The following is a 16,455-nucleotide window of genomic DNA, read 5'->3' on the forward strand; positions in this document are numbered from 1 at the left end:
GCATATGCTGTGGCGGATTAAAAATATGTTTATTCTCACGGGGATTTTTTTCTTCTCAGTGCTTTTTGCGGGAGTTCTGAGTGAAGTGATTGAAGATACCTGGAAGGGCTTTGAGTTATTTATCACCACATACTTTTGGTTGTATGTTATAGCATTGTTGGGGGGAGGGGGTCTTTCAGGATTAATTGCATTCTTTGCTTATAAAGCCTGTGCTCCAACACGCTGCAAACTGGCGGAGGAGATATTTCATCTGCTGGGTGTGAAAAATATTAGAACAGTAAACCTCAATAAGGTGACAAAAAAACGTGAGCAACAACTAAAAGACAATGGGAAGTGGCATGAGCCGGGTGATAAAAGTAAACCTGCCTGTCCCAGTGGGAAATTCATTTATTCAGATGAAGGCTGGTTTTACTACTAGACAGAAAAAGACAGTGTTATTTTGGTTACCCTCGACAGGAAACGAGGTCAGCCAGCATGCCCAATTTTGAAATTTACCTACTCAGGAGGAAATTGCTATCTCTACTGAGAGAGGGAGCGGCTAAATATGAATAAGATAATGATGTTTTATGAAAATCATAAATAAAAATTAACTGAAATATTTTTCTAATATTATTCTGATAGGGTTGATTATGGATGGTAAATTTTTTAACGACATACATGAAGAAATTACCAATGCTGCTTTTGGGAAAAATGGGAAATGTTTTCTGCTAATAGATGCATCTTTAGAACAGTATCATTCAGAACTTTTTTTGCCCGGTATTCTTAGAGAGTATAAATCTTTTCCGGTTACATTCCGCCAGGAAGAACTTCAGGGGGCTTTACCACTTTACCTTTTCCCTATTAGTGCCTCCAGCGAGAGAGATGGTCAATTGTTTAAGAATAGTATTTACCATTCATTAAATGAGTTGAAAATAGAAAAACTTGACTCCGGGGAAGGGCGTAGCGTCTGTGCGTGGATTTCGACGGATTTAACTGGGGAGCAGCTTGCTGAACAGGTCGCTTTGTCCGCCGTACAGTCGATTCAATCAGTTGGTAATATATTACTTCGCTATTACGACCCATCAGTATTTGGTTTGTTAATGTATACGCTAGATAAATGGCAAAAACAACAGCTATTAAGCAATATTAATACATGGTCTTATATTGATGGAGGCGGAATAGCTCAGGTGGTGAATGGTGATGGTAAATGCAAAAAAAAATTAAACTACTCACTTGGATTAACAGAGCAAAATGCATTAGAAATGGGCCGAATTTTAGTTGTTAATTATATTTTGCGAGCATATCGGAAAATGAGAATGCCGCATAAATTTAGTGAGCGTGATGTTATGGGATTATTGCATCCTGCGTTGAATTATTATTATTCAACTTTCTCAACATCCGATAAGGATGTTATTGATTTTGGGCTTGATGTGTTGAGCGCGCAGCGGCTATTTTATCAGGATGAGGTATTTAAGAAGATCTTATTTAGTAATCGCAGTAAAGACCTTCAGTCATACTCAGATATTAAATCCATAATTGACAGTATGGCATGTTAAGAAGTTTTTTCTCTTAAAGTAAATGTGCTGTTAACAATGATGGAGAATGATATGAATTGGCCTGTGCAAATAATCCCTCCAGTCGAGAAGATTCCTGGAATTAAATGGAGTAAATGGTTTTTTTCTTTCATAAGTATTTTGTTGATTGTGGTGGTTAGTTGGGTTGGGGCTAAAATTATTTTGCCTGCTGAAGATGATGAGCTTTTGAAATTGCTTACCCTGTTGTTTTTTTCGGTGCCCCTAGCTTTTTCTGTCATAATTTCCGTTAGAATCTATTACCATGGTTTGTGTTTGTCGGCATTCGAAGCCAGAGAGCGCGAAGCAGCATTGGTCAGGAAAGACTGGACTGAATGGGCAAGTAAAAAGTTTTATGTTTCCGCTTATAAACTATTTCTCCCTTCTGCAATATCGCAAACCGATATAGCAATGTCTCATTCGGTTGAAATATATAATAACCAGCGATTGAAACTACGGGGCCATAACGATGATTTATATACTGAAGAACAACTGATTTACGAACTGTTGTCGTCTGTCAGAACAAGGCTGTTACGGTTGAGTGAATCATGTATATTTGATGTTATATTTACCTATGATAGTAATTATATTACTTTCTCAATATTTCAAGAGTGTTGGGCTGCGATCGGGTTTGATGAAAATTGCTTGCGTAATTATTACTGTTGGAGTAAAGCATTAGGACAGGGATTTGATACATTATCCAACATCTCAAAAAATCGGGTGTCAATAATAATATCTGCAAACATTGAAACTTTTGTAAAATACCCCCCTGACTCAACAGAGTTCGCTTCAATATTGCTGGTGACTCATCAAGGGCAACCACCTGAAAAAGACAATAATGGTGTGGCTTTGCGACCAATGGTATGCAACAAAAATCTCACCAAACAAGAGGTCATCCACATGATGACTTACCAGCCAGATATTCTTAAAACGACAAGAGTACTTTTTAGCAATATGAGTGCAGAGGAAGCTTCAGAAGTTTCGGGGATATTAAGACTCTCATCTTTATCTATGAATGTTGAATGGGAGTGTGAGATAATGCATTTAAATTTGATGCTGGGTAATTTAAATGAGCACCATTTTTGGTTGGTGTTTACTCTGGCACTTTTCATATCAGAAAAAAATAATGAGCCGGTTTTAATGGTCACTGGCGTTGGTGATGAATACCTTTTAAATGTCATTAACCCATTTGATAATAGCAAGGAGCATTAAATTGAACACCTCGGCAAAATGGAGAGTGATTGGCCTTGTATCCTGTCTCATTATCTTTGGTGTGCTGACTTTTATAGGATGTTACTACTATGGGGATATCTTTGGATGGGTATCCTCAAAAGAAAAAGTGAGCCTTTGGTTCTTATGCATGTTTTTAATTTCTGTGTTCCTGATGTTGATGAACTTCGGTGTGTGGTTCCATCAAAAAGAGTATCGCTTTCAGCATATCGCGGGAGGGAAGTCCGTCACAGCTAATGTTCTTAATAACTATAAAAAGTCCAGTAAAAAGGATCCTGTAAAAGCTCATTTACGCCGACGCTATAGCTTCTTGTGGCAAAACAAGATCCGCCTGCTGTTGATCACCGGCGATGAAGCCGCGATTGAGCAACTGGTACCTGGCCTGCAACAGCAGCAGTGGCTTGAAGGCAACCGCACAGTGCTGATTTACGGTGGCAGCCTGGCATCGGAGCCTGACCGCGAAAAATACATCGCGCTGCGTAAACTGCGCCGCGGGCGTCCGCTGGACGGGATTGTCCGTGTACTGCCTGAGTCACTTAATCTGACCCCACAAATCAGTGACAACGATTTACGCGGCCTGGAAAAAATCAGCGAACTGCTGCGTTATTCCGCTCCGGTCTGGCTGTGGCAACTGTGCAGCAGTCACTGGTCGCAGGGTACGCGTCCTGAGCAGGCGGTAGGGGCAAGCTTTCCACCACTCGCAAAAGAAGATGATGTAATCCGCCAGCTGGAACTGATGCTGCCGGCCCTGCGGGCGCAGGGGATGAGTCAGGTCGCGGAAAACAGCAGCCACGACTTCCTGCTGCGCCTGAGCCAGCACATGAACGACGGTGCTATTGCCCGCTGGGCTCAGCAGTTGCAGCCATGGCTCTTTGTTTCTCAACAGCGCGTCCCGCTGCGTGGTCTGATGTTCAGCCTGTCGGAGAAGAAACCTGCCGGAATGTCAGCGGGGACAGCCGATGCTGAGAATTATGGATCACAGCGTCATGCCCTGACTCTGCCAGCAACCTGGCAGGGTATTGTTGACGACTGCACCCGCGTACGTGGCCGTCGTGTCGGTATGCCGTGGGAACGAGCGCTGGCCTGGGCACTGATGGCCATCATCAGTGTCTGGGGGGGAGGGATGCTGCTGTCGTTTGCGGTCAACCGGTCACAAATAGTTTCTGTTGCACAGCAGGCTCATGCTCTGGTGGAGCACCCTTCTGTATCGGATTACCAGCTGACGGCCCTGCATGCTTTGCGTAATGATGCCGGTCGCCTGCTGCACCATATTCTGGACGGCGCGCCATGGTATCAGCGCTTTGGTCTTAACCATGATCAGCAATTGCTTGACGCAATGCTGCCCTGGTACGGGGTGGCGAACAACCGTCTGATACGTGATCCGGCAAATGAAGCGCTTAAGCTGAAGCTCATTGCGCTGGTCAATTCGGCACCCAACAGCGACCAGCGGACACAGATGGCGAAACCGGGTTATGACCAGCTGAAAGCCTGGCTAATGATGTCCCGTCCGGATAAAGCTGATGGTGCATTCTACGCGCAAACCATGAAAACCGTGCAGACGACGCGTTTAGGTATCTCAGCTGGCCTGTGGCAAAGCCTGTCACCGGATTTGTGGGCCTTCTACATCACCGAACTGCCAGCGCAGCCACAGTGGAAAATCACGCCGGATGCGCAACTGGTCAGCCAGAGCCGCCAGGTGTTGTTGCAGCAGATAGGACGGCGCAACGCGGAAAGTACGCTGTACGAGAACATGCTCAAATCCGTACGTCGTAACTTTGCCGATGTGTCTCTGGAGGACATGACCGGCGGTACCGATGCCCGTCGCCTGTTTACCACCGATGAGGTGGTGCCGGGCATGTTCACCCGTCAGGCCTGGGAGGGTGGTATTCAGCAGGCCATTGAGAAAGCGGCAAACTCCCGCCGCGATGAAATTGACTGGGTGCTGAGCGACAGCCGGAAAGCCGTCTCCTCAGACCTGTCGCCGGAAGCACTGAAAGCACGTCTGACGGAACGCTACTTCACCGACTTTGCCGGTAGCTGGCTGAGCTTCCTCAACAGCCTGCAACTTAATCCGGCAAACAATATTGCAGACGTCACTGACCAGCTGACGCTGATGAGTGATGTTCGCCAGTCACCGCTGATTGCCCTGATGAACACCCTCGCCTGGCAGGGGCAGGCCGGCCAGAAGAGTGAAGGCCTGTCGGACTCCATCATCAAATCGGCTAAAGACCTGGTAGGCGGGAAGGACAAACCGGTAATTGACCAGTCAGCCTCAGGCCCGCAGGGCCCACTGGATGAAACCTTTGGACCGTTGCTAACACTTATGGGTAAAAACAACGGCAGCAACGTTATGTCGGCTGACAATTCACTGAGCCTGCAAACGTATCTTACCCGTATCACCCGTGTGCGTCTGCGTCTGCAACAGGTCGCCAGCGCCTCTGACCCTCAGGAAATGATGCAGAGCCTGGCGCAGACCGTATTCCAGGGCAAAAGCGTGGACCTGACCGACACCCAGCAGTACGGCAGCCTGATTGCTGCAAGCCTGGGCGAAGAGTGGAGTGGTTTTGGCAGCACCATGTTTGTGCAGCCGCTGACCCAGGCCTGGGAAACTGTGCTTCAGCCATCGGCAGCGAGCCTGAATGACAAATGGAGTCGTTCCGTGGTGGCGAACTGGCATACGGCATTTGACGGACGTTTCCCATTTGCTGTCAGCAAGAGTGATTCCTCTCTGCCAATGCTGGCTGAGTTTGTGCGTAAGGATAGCGGACGTATTGAGCGCTTCCTGACCACGGAACTCGGCGGTGTGCTGCATAAGGAGGGCAGCCAGTGGGTACCGGATAAGGTCAACAGCCAGGGACTGAACTTTAACCCAGCCTTCCTGCGGGCGATTAATCAGCTCAGCCAGCTATCGGATATCTTGTTTACCGACGGCAGTCAGGGCATCAGCTTTGAACTACAGGCGCGTCCGGTACCGCAGGTGGTAGAAACGCAACTAACTATTGATGGACAAAAGCTACACTACTTCAACCAGATGGCAGACTGGCAGAGCTTCCGCTGGCCTGGTGACACCTACAAGCCCGGAACCATGCTGACATGGACCACCGTCAATGCGGGTGCACGTCTGTTTGGTGATTACAGCGGAACCTGGGGCTTTATTCGCTGGCTGGATGAGAGTAAACGAGAGCAGCTTGACCGCAGTCAGTGGATGATGAGTTTTACCGCCCCGGATGGTCGTACCCTACAGTGGGTACTGCGTTCACAACTGGGCAGTGGGCCGCTGGCGTTACTGGCACTGCGGGGCTTCACGCTGCCAGATCAAATATTTAGCGTAGATAGCGCGGCTATGGCGCAGGCGCTGATGACCAATACAGAAAACAGTGACATGGACGGAGTCGAATAATGGACGCTTTGCAGAATCTGGTTGTTGCCTGCCAGGCAGATGAAACCCTGCTGCGACAGCAGGCGCAGTCACATTCCGAAAGCTGGCAGCGCTGGCTTACCCCGATCAGTGAGAACAGACCTACAGGAGAAGACCCGGGTTATGACGATGATTTCCAGCGTATCCGGGAGGAGGTCAATAAACTTTCCAGTATTGATACCGGGCTGATTTGCCAGCTGGCTGAAAAGGTGTTGAACACTGTGGCCAAAGATGTCCGGGTTGCTACTTACTATTGTTGGGCGCGCTTGCACCAGGACGGTGAAACCGGGTTTGCTGAAGGGCTTGAGCTACTTGCGGGATTACTAACGCGCTATGGAAAGCAGCTTCACCCACAGCGAGAGCGAAGCCGTAAACCAGCACTGGAGTGGCTCGCAGGCTCTCGTCTGCTTGACAGCCTGTTACTATGGCCAGAAGTGGTACGCGACGATGCCCAGCGTACGACCGGTGCGTTGCTGCTCATCCGTGACAGTCTTGAAACTGAGCCGGAAGCGTCACGTCCAGATCTGAATGCTCTGTACAGCGCGCTGGGATCCCGCCTGATGAAAGCCGGTGGCGTGGATGCGGTAATACCCCAGAACGCCAGCAGTCAGACACGCGCGCATACAGCATCTCAAACGGCAGAACAGGACGCGCCAGTGCTGAGCCGCATCACGTCCGGTCAGGATTTGCTGGCTCAGGCCCGAACCCTAACGGGATATTTGCGTGAGCAACCTGATGGCTGGCTTGCCGCACACCGGCTGATGAAAAGTCTGCGTCACGACACGCTGAGAGCGATCCCGGCACCGGATGCCGAAGGGAAAACGCGCATCGAACCGCCGCGGGCTGACCAGCGGGCAATGCTCAAACGGCTGTATTTGCAACAGAGCTGGCTGGAGATACTGGAGCAAGCGGACAGCACTTTCTCGCGTGGCGCCAATCATCTCTGGCTGGATTTGCAGTGGTACATCCATCAGGCCCTGATTAAATCAGGCCAGGATGTGCTGGCCGATATCATTACCGCTGACCTGAAAGGGCTGCTGCGGCGCCTTCCCGGACTTGAAACGCTGGCCTTCAATGACGGCACACCCTTTGCTGATGAGGTCACGCTGAACTGGATACACCAGAACGTGCTGGACGAGATGTCCGGCTGGCGGGATGAGCCGGTCACTGCTGTCAGTGAGACGGACAACGATATTCTGGCCCTCGAGCCGGAAGCGCTGGAGAAAGCGGACACGGATGGTCTGGATGCCACACTCCACTGGCTGCAAACGCGCCCGGGCACCGACACCACAAAAGACAAATGGTTGGTGCGTCTGCTGATGGCACGTGTGGCGGAGCAGAAGGGTAAGAATGAACTGGCGCTGCATCTGCTGGGTGAGCTTGACGGTGCAGCACAGGCCATCACCCTCACTCAGTGGACGCCAGCGCTGTTGTTTGAAGTGAAATCACGCCGCCTCCGACTGCTGCGCATGAAAGCCGCCCGCAGTGAAACCGATAAGTCACGGCTTCAGCCAGAGATGGACCAGCTTCTGGCGGGCCTGATTGCGCTTGACCCGGCAGGCTGTGCGGTGCTTTGCGGGTAAAGCGACTGACATACCTTTAAAACACATTTATTCAGGTTCTTATGGATGATTTAACCCTGCGTTATTACGACGCTGAAATGCGCTACCTGCTGGAAGCCGGCGAAGAATTTGCCCGCGCTCACCCTGAGCAGGCAGCAATGCTCAATCTCGATAAGGCGGGCGCGCGCGACCCGTACGTGGAGCGCCTGTTCGAGGGCTTTGCCTTCCTGATGGGCCGTCTGCGCGAGAAGCTTGACGACGACCTGCCGGAACTGACCGAAGGGCTGGTCAGCCTGTTGTGGCCGCATTATCTGCGCACCATTCCCTCGATGTCGGTGGTGGAGTTCACTCCTGTCTGGCGTGAGATGAAAGAACCGATGCGTATTGCCAGAGGTTTCGAGGTCAATTCGCGGCCGATCGGTGAAAAAGGCACGCGTTGTCGCTACACCACAACTAAAGAGATAACCCTTCAGCCACTGGCGTTGGAGCATGCCCGCCTGTCGACTGATCCTGACGGGCGCTCTGTCATCAGCCTGCGCTTCAGTTGTAGCCATCTTGCTGACTGGAGCCGTGTCGATCTCAGCCAGATCCCGTTCTATTTCAATGCTGACGCACCGCTGGCCTGCGCTATGCATGAAGCTTTTACCATGAATACGGCGCGTCTGTGGCTGCGCATGCCAGGTGACGTAGACAGAAGGCCGATGGTCGGGTATTTCACCGCACTGGGGTTTGGTGATGATGACAGGCTGTGGCCAAAGGGTGACAGCAGTTTCAGCGGTTACCAGTTGCTGCTGGAGTACTTCACCTTCCGCGAGAAATTTATGTTCATGGGGCTGCGCGGGCTGGAGGCCGTGATCTTTCCTTCTGAGCTTCCTTGGTTTGAAATCGACGTGGTGCTGGCGGAACGCTGGGAGCATGACTTCAGCTTTACCGAAAAGCACCTGCGCCTGAATTGCGTGCCGGTCATTAACCTGTTTCCGCTGGAATCCGATCCGCTGACGCTCAATTCTCTGCAAACCGAATACATGCTGCGCCCGATGCGCGTGCAGGATGGCCATACCGAGATATATACCGTGGATTCGGTGATGTCGTCGAGTCAGCATACCTACGTGCCGTTTTCGAGCTTCCGTCATAAGGGAGGAATGATGCGTCATGAAGCACCGGAATATTACTACCACACCCGCGTGCGCCGCGGTCCGTCCGGCCTGCATAACACCTGGCTCATTCTTGGCGGCGAAGCATTTGATAATCATACCGTCCCGGAAGACGAAAGCCTGTCGCTGACGCTCACCGGCACAAACGGTCAACTGCCACGACGTGCGCTGCAAAGCACCGTGCTTGATACGGTGATGAAAACCACTTCGGTCAGCATTGCCGTGCGCAACCTGTGTGCGCCGACGCTGCCTTGTTACCCACCGGCGCAGGACCGTTTCCACTGGCGCGTGCTGAGTCACCTTGGCAGCGGATTTCTGTCGATGATGGATAATGCCGACGTGCTGCGCGGTACCCTGGCGCTGTATGAATGGACCGACAGCGAGATGAACCGTCGCCGCCTGGAAGCCATCATTGACGTGAAGCACAGTGAAACCGAACGCTTTGAGCAGGGCTATCTGGTGCGCGGCGTGCAGATTGAGGTGACCCTGGACAGCCATGGCTTTGCCGGGCGCGGTGACATCTGCCTGTTTGGCGAGATGCTGAGTCGTTTCTTTGCGCTCTATACCGACATTTATTTGTTTAACCGACTGATTATCATCCTGCAACCTACCGGAGAGCGCCTGGAATGGGAAGAGAAGCACAATCGCTGTATTCCCGGCTGAGCCCACGGCTGGAAGCCGACCTGCATCGCATTAACTTTTACCGTTTATGCCAGTTACTGGAGAAGCGTAACCCGGGCAGGCCGCTGATGGGCTCGACCAGTCACCCGGGGGATGATCCGGTACGCTTTGCCCCACATCCGGGGATGGGATTTCCGGCCAGTGAGATGAAAGCCGTGGAATATGATGAGGAGGATGACAGCCGGCCACCACTCATCCGCACGACCTTTATGGGAATGTACGGTGTCGACTCACCCTTGCCGACGGCGTATCTCGATGACATCGCTCAGCGTCGGGAAGGGCATGATGCACTACAGGGTTTTCTGGATATCTTCAGCCATCGCATTCTGACGCAGTTTTACCGTATCTGGCGTAAATACTCTTATCCGGCCACCTTTGAACCCGGTGGTACGGACAGCATCTCGCAGTCACTGCTGGGCCTGGTGGGGCTGGGTATTCCCGGCACAGCAGACCACATTGCCACACCGGTATCCCGTTTTCTGGCTTTGCTGGGTGTCCTACAGCAACCGGGCAAAACGCAGGAGGGGATGCAGGCGCTGGTGACTTTGCTGGCCCCGGAAACCACCGTGAAGGTTAGCCCGTACTGCCTGCGGCCGGTGGAAATTGGTCAGCCACTGGGCTTTTACGGTGATGACGATTTTCTGTTGGACGGCAACACGCCACTGGGTGACGAAGCGATGGATGCGGGTAGCCAACTGCTGGTTGCGCTTAGGACGGATAATGAACAGGAGGCACAGGGCTGGAAGCCGGACGGTCTGCTGTATCTGGACTTTATGGTGATGCTTCGTGTCTGGCTCGGTTGGCGTTTTAAGGCAAAACTCACCCTGACCACCCGGACCCGACTTCTTGCCGTTCCGCCGCTTGGTGAAGGCCCTTTCTGGCTCGGGATGAACGGCGTGCTGGGGGCTGATGAGGGGGAGTTTACAGACGATATCCCACCGACCTTTACGACGGAACTGGGCTATTACACCGGCCTGAAGCCGGCAATATCACAACAAGGAAACCGACGTGTTACGTACAAGTTCAATTAAACACGCGAGCTTGCTGCCTGCTCTGCTGGCATTCAGCCTGACGGGGTGCGGGGTGACGCAGGGCATCACTGATGGCACCAAATCGGCATTTAACTCCGTGTTCTACAAAAAAATTAAGATGCTGCACCTGGATTTCACGGCGCGTGAAGCGTTAAACACCGATTCCCGCGAAAATAACTCACTCTCCGAGCCGGTGGTAGTCCGCGTCTATCAACTGAAAGACCGCAAAATCTTCGATAAAACGGTTTACCAGCAACTCCTGAAAGATGGCGAAACCATCCTGAAAGCCGACCTGCTGACGACCCGAGATGTGGTCGTAAAACCGGGTGGTGATACAAATCTTGATATGCCAATGGAAGAAGAAACGCAGTTTGTCGCGGTAGTCGGCCTGTTTCGTCACCCGGACCTGGACAACAATACCTGGAAGCAGGTTCTAAAACGTGAAGATCTCGATCCGGATAAGCCGCGCATTCTGGAGGCCGGGAATAACCACCTGACGTTACAGCCATTGAAGGATGACTGATGCCAAAGGGACATAATACGCCATCGCTGTATGAAATGCTGAGCGGCAATTTCTCAGGTGGCCTGAACCTCAACCAGGTCAGCGAACAGAATCAGGTGATTTTATCAGTACTCGATAACATGCAGCGCATCCTCAACTGCCGCGCTGGTACGCTGGCTCACCTGCCAGACTACGGCATGCCGGATATGACAAAAATCCTCCAGGGGATGCCCGGAACCGCCCATCAGCTGATCACCACACTGTCGGCCGTGTTGCTGAAATATGAGCCGCGCCTGAATCGAATTAACGTGGTGATGCAGGAACAGATTCAGGCCGGTGAGCTTCGCTACGCCATTGACGCGGAGCTGAAGGGGGTGGGGCTGGTGCGCTACGGCACGGAATTTATGCCCGAGGGCAGGGTATTAATCCGTCATCTGAAACAACAGCAATACCTCGATGCACGAGCCGCCATCTAGTTATTACTCAGGTTAAAACAGTTATGACAATAAATTCTGAACGCCAACTTAAAACCGGCGGCGATCCGCGCACGCTTGCGGATTACGCTGCCTTGCGCGAAGAAATGAACAAGCTCACCCATCCGGCACGCCCGGATGTGAACTGGCAACACGCGGAAACGCTCTGTCTGTCACTGTTCGGGCATAACGGTGTGGAGCTACAAACGGCTGCCTGGTATACGCTCGCCCGTACGCATCTGGCCGGATTGTACGGTATGAATGAGGGGCTTGCGTTACTTGCTGCACTGGTAGCCCGCCAGTGGGGAAACCTCTGGCCACAGCCTGTCCATGCGCGAATCGAAATCCTCAGTGCACTCAACAAGCGCCTGCAACAGGTGGTACGGACGCTATCGCTGACGTACGCCGACTTAGGGCAGCTGTATCAGTCTGAAGAGCATCTGAACGCTTTGGAGGACGTCTTGCAGCGTCTGGAACTCAAGCATGCTACTCAGCTTGATGCTCTGCGCACGATGATGCAGAACGCAGCAGTGCGTCTGGAAAAGAGCGAAAATACGGACATGAGTCTGCACGGTGACGCATTGGGTGCTACGGAAATTCACCTCGTCGAACCGACTGAGCGTAGTAAATGGGTTTATGTGGTAGAGCCCGAGCCGGTGCTGAACGTTGGGGTGGTTAAAGAACCTCCGGTGTCGATGAAACCCTGGAAGCCATTTGCTGCTGGTATGTTGACCATGCTGGTGGCAGCCAGTGTCGTCGTAGGAGGATGGCAGATGTTGCATGCGCCAGATTCGGCACAAGCGCAGCTAGCCGCGGCTCTGGCTCCTCTACCTCAAGGGCTATCTACAGGGCAATTAGAGGCGCTGAAACAAACGTCACCGTCACCGGAACCGGGGATTGGCAAGACACAACAGCTGTTAGCGCAGCTTTTACAGTTGAAACCAGACTGGGCAGTGAGCTTCGGCGACCGTCTGGTGCAGCAGGCGCTGACGCTGTGGCCGGAAGAAGCCAAACCCCTGGCGCAATATTGGCAGAAACAGATGAGTATCGCTGCGCTAGCAGATTTAGATCTGAATGGATGGCATCAGGGTATGGCGCAGTTGCAGCAGTTGACGAACAAGCTGAACGCACTGGATGAACAGAAGGGGAAGTACATGACGGTGAGTGAACTGAAATCAGACGTGTTTGCCATGTCGCAGTCATTTAGCCAAACCATACCGCTTGAGGAGCAGCTTCGTCTGCTTTCCACTCTACCTGCCGGGCAACCCCGGTCAGCAGCGCAGCAAAACAAGGTCGAACAACATCTTCAGCAGTTGATTGTTAGCTACGCCCTGCTGAAGCACAAAAAAGAACAATAAGACTGGCGAAAAACACGGAGTTAACATGTCAGCAAGAGAGCGTTTTTTTAAGAAAGTGCAGCAGAATAACGTAAATAAACCGATTCATATTAATACGGCTGAAGCCGAAGTCAGGGCTTTTTGTCAGCGGATGGATGATCTTGCACAGCAAATTATTGTTTGGTTTGAGGGTTCTGGTATTGAAGTCCTGTTATCCCAAAAGCATATCACCGATTTGAGTACGGTCGGCTACAGCCTCAGTAGCAGTATATGTCGTTATGTCATCACGACTGTCATTCTGCGAAATGGAGATCGCAGCGTCAGCATTATGCCAGAACAGATCATCAGGGGATCAGAGAAGGGGTGTATGACAATGTGCATTAATGCCCCCGGCAGTATATCGGGGGAGAGGATATACCATTTAAGCATGGCGCCTGAAACAGGCTGGTATATTCGTCGCGGACATCAAAGTGTGAAAGAGAATGTTCTCATGACGGAGGACTATTTTTTCCAGTCAGTCGACTGTCTGGCCTGAACGTAAGCCAGCCTGGTGGGAGGTCACGGTAACGTAGTTGATATATATTAACTACGTTAACTTATTAAGCATGACTAAACAATGTTGCCCTACGGTACTCCTTCTTAAATAGGTAAGCGCTAATATTTAAGGGGGGGCGGTAACCAAACTACAAGCTGGATATTTACCGTATACCATGCTTTTTATCTGCCTTAAGCGAAACTGCTCAAATCAAACTGCAAAACAACAAACCAACGACGAACGTGAGGACAAAATACTGTGGCAATGCTATAAACCTTAGAGCCCACAAAAATATAAAGTCGTAGGAAAAACTATGCTAAGAAATATTAGTGTCAGAACCTTCATTGTCTATTTCCTTTTATGTGTGTTTTTGGTAAGTGATGGAGTTATAGCGCTATTTTCAGGGAGTTTTTCGCTTTTTATTGCAGTCATTATCGTACAATGTATCGCCTTAATTTTACTCTGGGCGTATATGACAAAATATCTTGTGACGCCGATCAATACTGTGAAAAAAAGTATTGAAGAAGTGACGTCAGGCAATCTTGGCGTGTCGATCCCTGAATTCGGCAACAACTGTGCGGGACGACTGATCCCGGGCATTAATAGTCTCTCCAGCAACATTGCAACGCTGGTCCGTGAGATCCGCGCCTCCTCGCAAACCGCGATGACCCTGTCAGATCAGCTTTCTTCACGCAGCGCGCAGCTTTCCGTTAAAACAGAACAGCAGTCAGCTTCGCTGGTGCAAACGGCAGCCAGCATGGAAGAGATGGCTGCAAGTACAAAAAATAATGCCGACAATACCCGTTTAGCCAGCGAACAGGCGAATATCGCGACGTTGCAGGCGCGTAAAGGCGGAGAGTTAATGGGGCAGGTCGCGAACAATATGCAATCAATTACCGACTGCGCCCAGCAAATGACAGAGATTATCTCGCTGATTGACGGTATCGCTTTTCAGACCAATATTCTGGCGCTTAACGCCGCCGTTGAAGCGGCAAGAGCGGGCGACCATGGAAAAGGATTTTCAGTGGTCGCTGGTGAGGTCAGAAGCCTGGCGCATCGTAGCGCCGAAGCGGCAAAAAATATTAAGTCATTGATTGAAGTCACCAGCCATAACGTGACGCAGGGCGTTAACGTAGTCTCTGAAGCTGAAAAAAACATGCACGACATCGTTACCGGCTCGGGCAACGTGAGCCGACTGATGGATGAAATTTCCGCCTCAACATCGGAACAAGAAAAAGGGATTTCACAAATCACGCTGGCATTGTCAGAGCTGGAACGCGTAACACAGAGCAATGTGTCGATGGTTGAAGAACTCAACGGTTCGTCAGATGTGCTGCGCAATCAGGTGATTGAACTTCAGACACGAACACGTAATTTCCGTCTGAAGAACGAGTACCAGGCTGATAATGCGTTAATAAGCCGCGAATGGGTGGTGAATTCCTGAGCATATTCAGGATGATGCCTCACATAATTATTGCTTAACCCTCGACGAAAGCTAGACTGACACCGAAAGAGATAAATCGGTGGAGGCGCTGTGGAGAGCATTAAAGGGTCTGAAGTTAACGTACCTGACGCGGTTTTTGCATGGGTACTTGATGGGCGCGGGGGCGCAAGGCCGCTTGAAGATCAGGATCACATCGACAACGAACACCCATGCTGGCTGCACCTCAACTACACGCACCCGGACAGCGCCGAGTGGCTCGCGTCCACGCCGCTATTGCCCAACAACGTTCGGGATGCGCTGGCGGGAGAAAGTCTCAGACCTCGCGTCAGCCGGATGGGTGAGGGGACGTTAATAACACTGCGTTGCATAAACGGCAGTACGGATGAGCGTCCGGATCAGCTGGTGGCAATGCGTGTCTACATGAATGAACGATTGATTGTTTCCACCCGTCAGCGAAAAGTGCTGGCGCTGGATGACGTCATTAACGATCTGAAAGAGGGCACGGGGCCTACGGATTGCGGAAGCTGGCTGGTGGATGTATGTGATGCGCTGACCGATCATGCCAGCGAGTTTATTGAAGAACTCCACGATAAAATCATCGATCTGGAAGACAACCTGCTCGATCAGCAAATTCCCCCACGTGGTTTTCTGGCGTTGTTGCGAAAACAGCTTATTGTTATGCGCCGCTATATGACCCCGCAGCGCGACGTCTATGCGAGACTGGCCAGCGAACGCATGAGCTGGATGAATGACGATCAGCGTCGCAGAATGCAGGATATTGCTGACCGGCTGGGACGTGGTCTGGACGAAATTGATTCGTGTATCGCCAGAACGGCGGTCATGGCGGATGAGATAGCACAGGTAATGCAGGAGTCATTAGCCAGGAGAACCTATACCATGTCGCTGATGGCGATGGTCTTTTTACCGAGTACGTTCTTAACCGGGTTGTTTGGCGTCAATCTTGGGGGGATCCCCGGCGGTGAATATCACTATGGCTTCACCACGTTTTGCATCATGTTAGTGGTTTTGATTGGGGGTGTTGCATGGTGGTTGCATCGTAGTAAATGGCTGTAAATTTACGCATTTTCTAATGCTGCGACTGCTTCAAAACGACATTTTAATTGAGCGAAGTCAATAAACTTAGACCATGTTAGGTGCAATATGACTCCCGCAGGTGAATGCAACGTCAAGCGATGGGCGTTGCGCTCCATATTGTCTTACTTCCTTTTTTTGAATTACTGCATAGCACAATTGATTCGTACGACGCCGACTTCATAGTCGGCTTTTTTTTGCCTCCTGTTTATCTGCGTCTACCCTTTAGGGGTAAGCACCCTAATCTGGAGGAAAAGATGAGTATGCTACTTGCCCTGCAACGCCTGAACACATGGCAGTCCGATCCGGTGCCCACCGATCCGACCCCAATTCCCGATCCCATCCCGCGTCCGCAGCCGATGCCGGATCCGCCACCGGACGAAGAACCGATTAAATTGTCGCATCGTTAGCGGAGATCTGCGAGGATACGCGCCATCTGACTGCAA

Annotated in this window: 14 protein-coding genes; all 14 read left to right on the forward strand. The window is 51.2% G+C overall.

The window, feature by feature from the left end; genetic code table 11:
• Window positions 1-418: hypothetical protein (locus HP459_RS01645; RefSeq protein ID WP_216661617.1), on the forward strand; the 418-nt coding region annotated here is incomplete at its 5' end.
• Between the two features lie 211 nt (window positions 419-629).
• On the forward strand, window positions 630-1,535 hold the full coding sequence (locus HP459_RS01650; RefSeq protein ID WP_023300225.1) for a DUF4123 domain-containing protein: 906 nt from the start codon (window positions 630-632) through the stop codon (window positions 1,533-1,535).
• A 51-nt stretch (window positions 1,536-1,586) separates the two neighbouring features.
• Window positions 1,587-2,762, forward strand: a complete 1,176-nt coding sequence (locus HP459_RS01655) for a hypothetical protein (RefSeq protein WP_171935850.1) — start codon at window positions 1,587-1,589, stop codon at window positions 2,760-2,762.
• Window positions 2,725-6,180: an ImcF-related family protein gene (locus HP459_RS01660; protein WP_216661618.1), complete on the forward strand. Its 3,456-nt coding sequence runs from the start codon at window positions 2,725-2,727 to the stop codon at window positions 6,178-6,180. Before HP459_RS01655 ends, HP459_RS01660 begins: the two co-directional genes overlap by 38 nt.
• Window positions 6,180-7,781, forward strand: a complete 1,602-nt coding sequence (gene tssA / locus HP459_RS01665) for a type VI secretion system protein TssA (protein WP_171935852.1) — start codon at window positions 6,180-6,182, stop codon at window positions 7,779-7,781. Before HP459_RS01660 ends, tssA begins: the two co-directional genes overlap by 1 nt.
• 41 nt (window positions 7,782-7,822) lie before the next feature.
• Entirely contained in the window at window positions 7,823-9,577 is a 1,755-nt protein-coding gene (tssF, locus tag HP459_RS01670; protein WP_171935853.1) for a type VI secretion system baseplate subunit TssF, read from the forward strand.
• Window positions 9,541-10,626: a type VI secretion system baseplate subunit TssG gene (gene tssG / locus HP459_RS01675; RefSeq protein WP_171935854.1), complete on the forward strand. Its 1,086-nt coding sequence runs from the start codon at window positions 9,541-9,543 to the stop codon at window positions 10,624-10,626. The genes tssF and tssG overlap by 37 nt, the downstream gene beginning before the upstream one ends.
• On the forward strand, window positions 10,604-11,149 hold the full coding sequence (gene tssJ / locus HP459_RS01680) for a type VI secretion system lipoprotein TssJ (RefSeq protein ID WP_023300219.1): 546 nt from the start codon (window positions 10,604-10,606) through the stop codon (window positions 11,147-11,149). The genes tssG and tssJ overlap by 23 nt, the downstream gene beginning before the upstream one ends.
• Entirely contained in the window at window positions 11,149-11,604 is a 456-nt protein-coding gene (gene tssE, locus HP459_RS01685) for a type VI secretion system baseplate subunit TssE (protein ID WP_023300218.1), read from the forward strand. The genes tssJ and tssE overlap by 1 nt, the downstream gene beginning before the upstream one ends.
• 23 nt (window positions 11,605-11,627) lie before the next feature.
• Entirely contained in the window at window positions 11,628-12,959 is a 1,332-nt protein-coding gene (locus HP459_RS01690; protein ID WP_171935855.1) for a VasL domain-containing protein, read from the forward strand.
• A gap of 25 nt (window positions 12,960-12,984) precedes the next feature.
• Complete coding sequence (locus HP459_RS01695) at window positions 12,985-13,473, forward strand: hypothetical protein (RefSeq protein WP_022648265.1); 489 nt, start codon at window positions 12,985-12,987, stop codon at window positions 13,471-13,473.
• 313 nt (window positions 13,474-13,786) lie between these two features.
• Window positions 13,787-14,917 (forward strand): methyl-accepting chemotaxis protein, encoded by a 1,131-nt coding sequence (locus HP459_RS01700; protein WP_022648264.1) that lies wholly within the window; start codon window positions 13,787-13,789, stop codon window positions 14,915-14,917.
• A 90-nt stretch (window positions 14,918-15,007) separates the two neighbouring features.
• Window positions 15,008-15,991 (forward strand): zinc transporter ZntB, encoded by a 984-nt coding sequence (gene zntB, locus HP459_RS01705; RefSeq protein ID WP_045308186.1) that lies wholly within the window; start codon window positions 15,008-15,010, stop codon window positions 15,989-15,991.
• Between the two features lie 275 nt (window positions 15,992-16,266).
• Window positions 16,267-16,419, forward strand: a complete 153-nt coding sequence (locus tag HP459_RS01710; RefSeq protein ID WP_154815129.1) for a hypothetical protein — start codon at window positions 16,267-16,269, stop codon at window positions 16,417-16,419.
• Window positions 16,420-16,455 lie beyond the last annotated feature (36 nt).

Source organism: Enterobacter sp. CM29 (genome assembly GCF_013179605.1).
Taxonomy (GTDB): domain Bacteria; phylum Pseudomonadota; class Gammaproteobacteria; order Enterobacterales; family Enterobacteriaceae; genus Enterobacter; species Enterobacter intestinihominis.

What these genes read in the sequence shown, in the direction of transcription:
- HP459_RS01650 (WP_023300225.1), top strand. Translation starts at nt 630, where the DNA reads ATGGATGGTAAATTTTTTAACGACATACATGAAGAAATTACCAATGCT.
- HP459_RS01655 (WP_171935850.1), top strand. Translation starts at nt 1,587, where the DNA reads ATGAATTGGCCTGTGCAAATAATCCCTCCAGTCGAGAAGATTCCTGGA.
- HP459_RS01660 (WP_216661618.1), top strand. Translation starts at nt 2,725, where the DNA reads ATGTCATTAACCCATTTGATAATAGCAAGGAGCATTAAATTGAACACC.
- tssA (WP_171935852.1), top strand. Translation starts at nt 6,180, where the DNA reads ATGGACGCTTTGCAGAATCTGGTTGTTGCCTGCCAGGCAGATGAAACC.
- tssF (WP_171935853.1), top strand. Translation starts at nt 7,823, where the DNA reads ATGGATGATTTAACCCTGCGTTATTACGACGCTGAAATGCGCTACCTG.
- tssG (WP_171935854.1), top strand. Translation starts at nt 9,541, where the DNA reads ATGGGAAGAGAAGCACAATCGCTGTATTCCCGGCTGAGCCCACGGCTG.
- tssE (WP_023300218.1), top strand. Translation starts at nt 11,149, where the DNA reads ATGCCAAAGGGACATAATACGCCATCGCTGTATGAAATGCTGAGCGGC.
- HP459_RS01690 (WP_171935855.1), top strand. Translation starts at nt 11,628, where the DNA reads ATGACAATAAATTCTGAACGCCAACTTAAAACCGGCGGCGATCCGCGC.
- HP459_RS01695 (WP_022648265.1), top strand. Translation starts at nt 12,985, where the DNA reads ATGTCAGCAAGAGAGCGTTTTTTTAAGAAAGTGCAGCAGAATAACGTA.
- HP459_RS01700 (WP_022648264.1), top strand. Translation starts at nt 13,787, where the DNA reads ATGCTAAGAAATATTAGTGTCAGAACCTTCATTGTCTATTTCCTTTTA.
- HP459_RS01710 (WP_154815129.1), top strand. Translation starts at nt 16,267, where the DNA reads ATGAGTATGCTACTTGCCCTGCAACGCCTGAACACATGGCAGTCCGAT.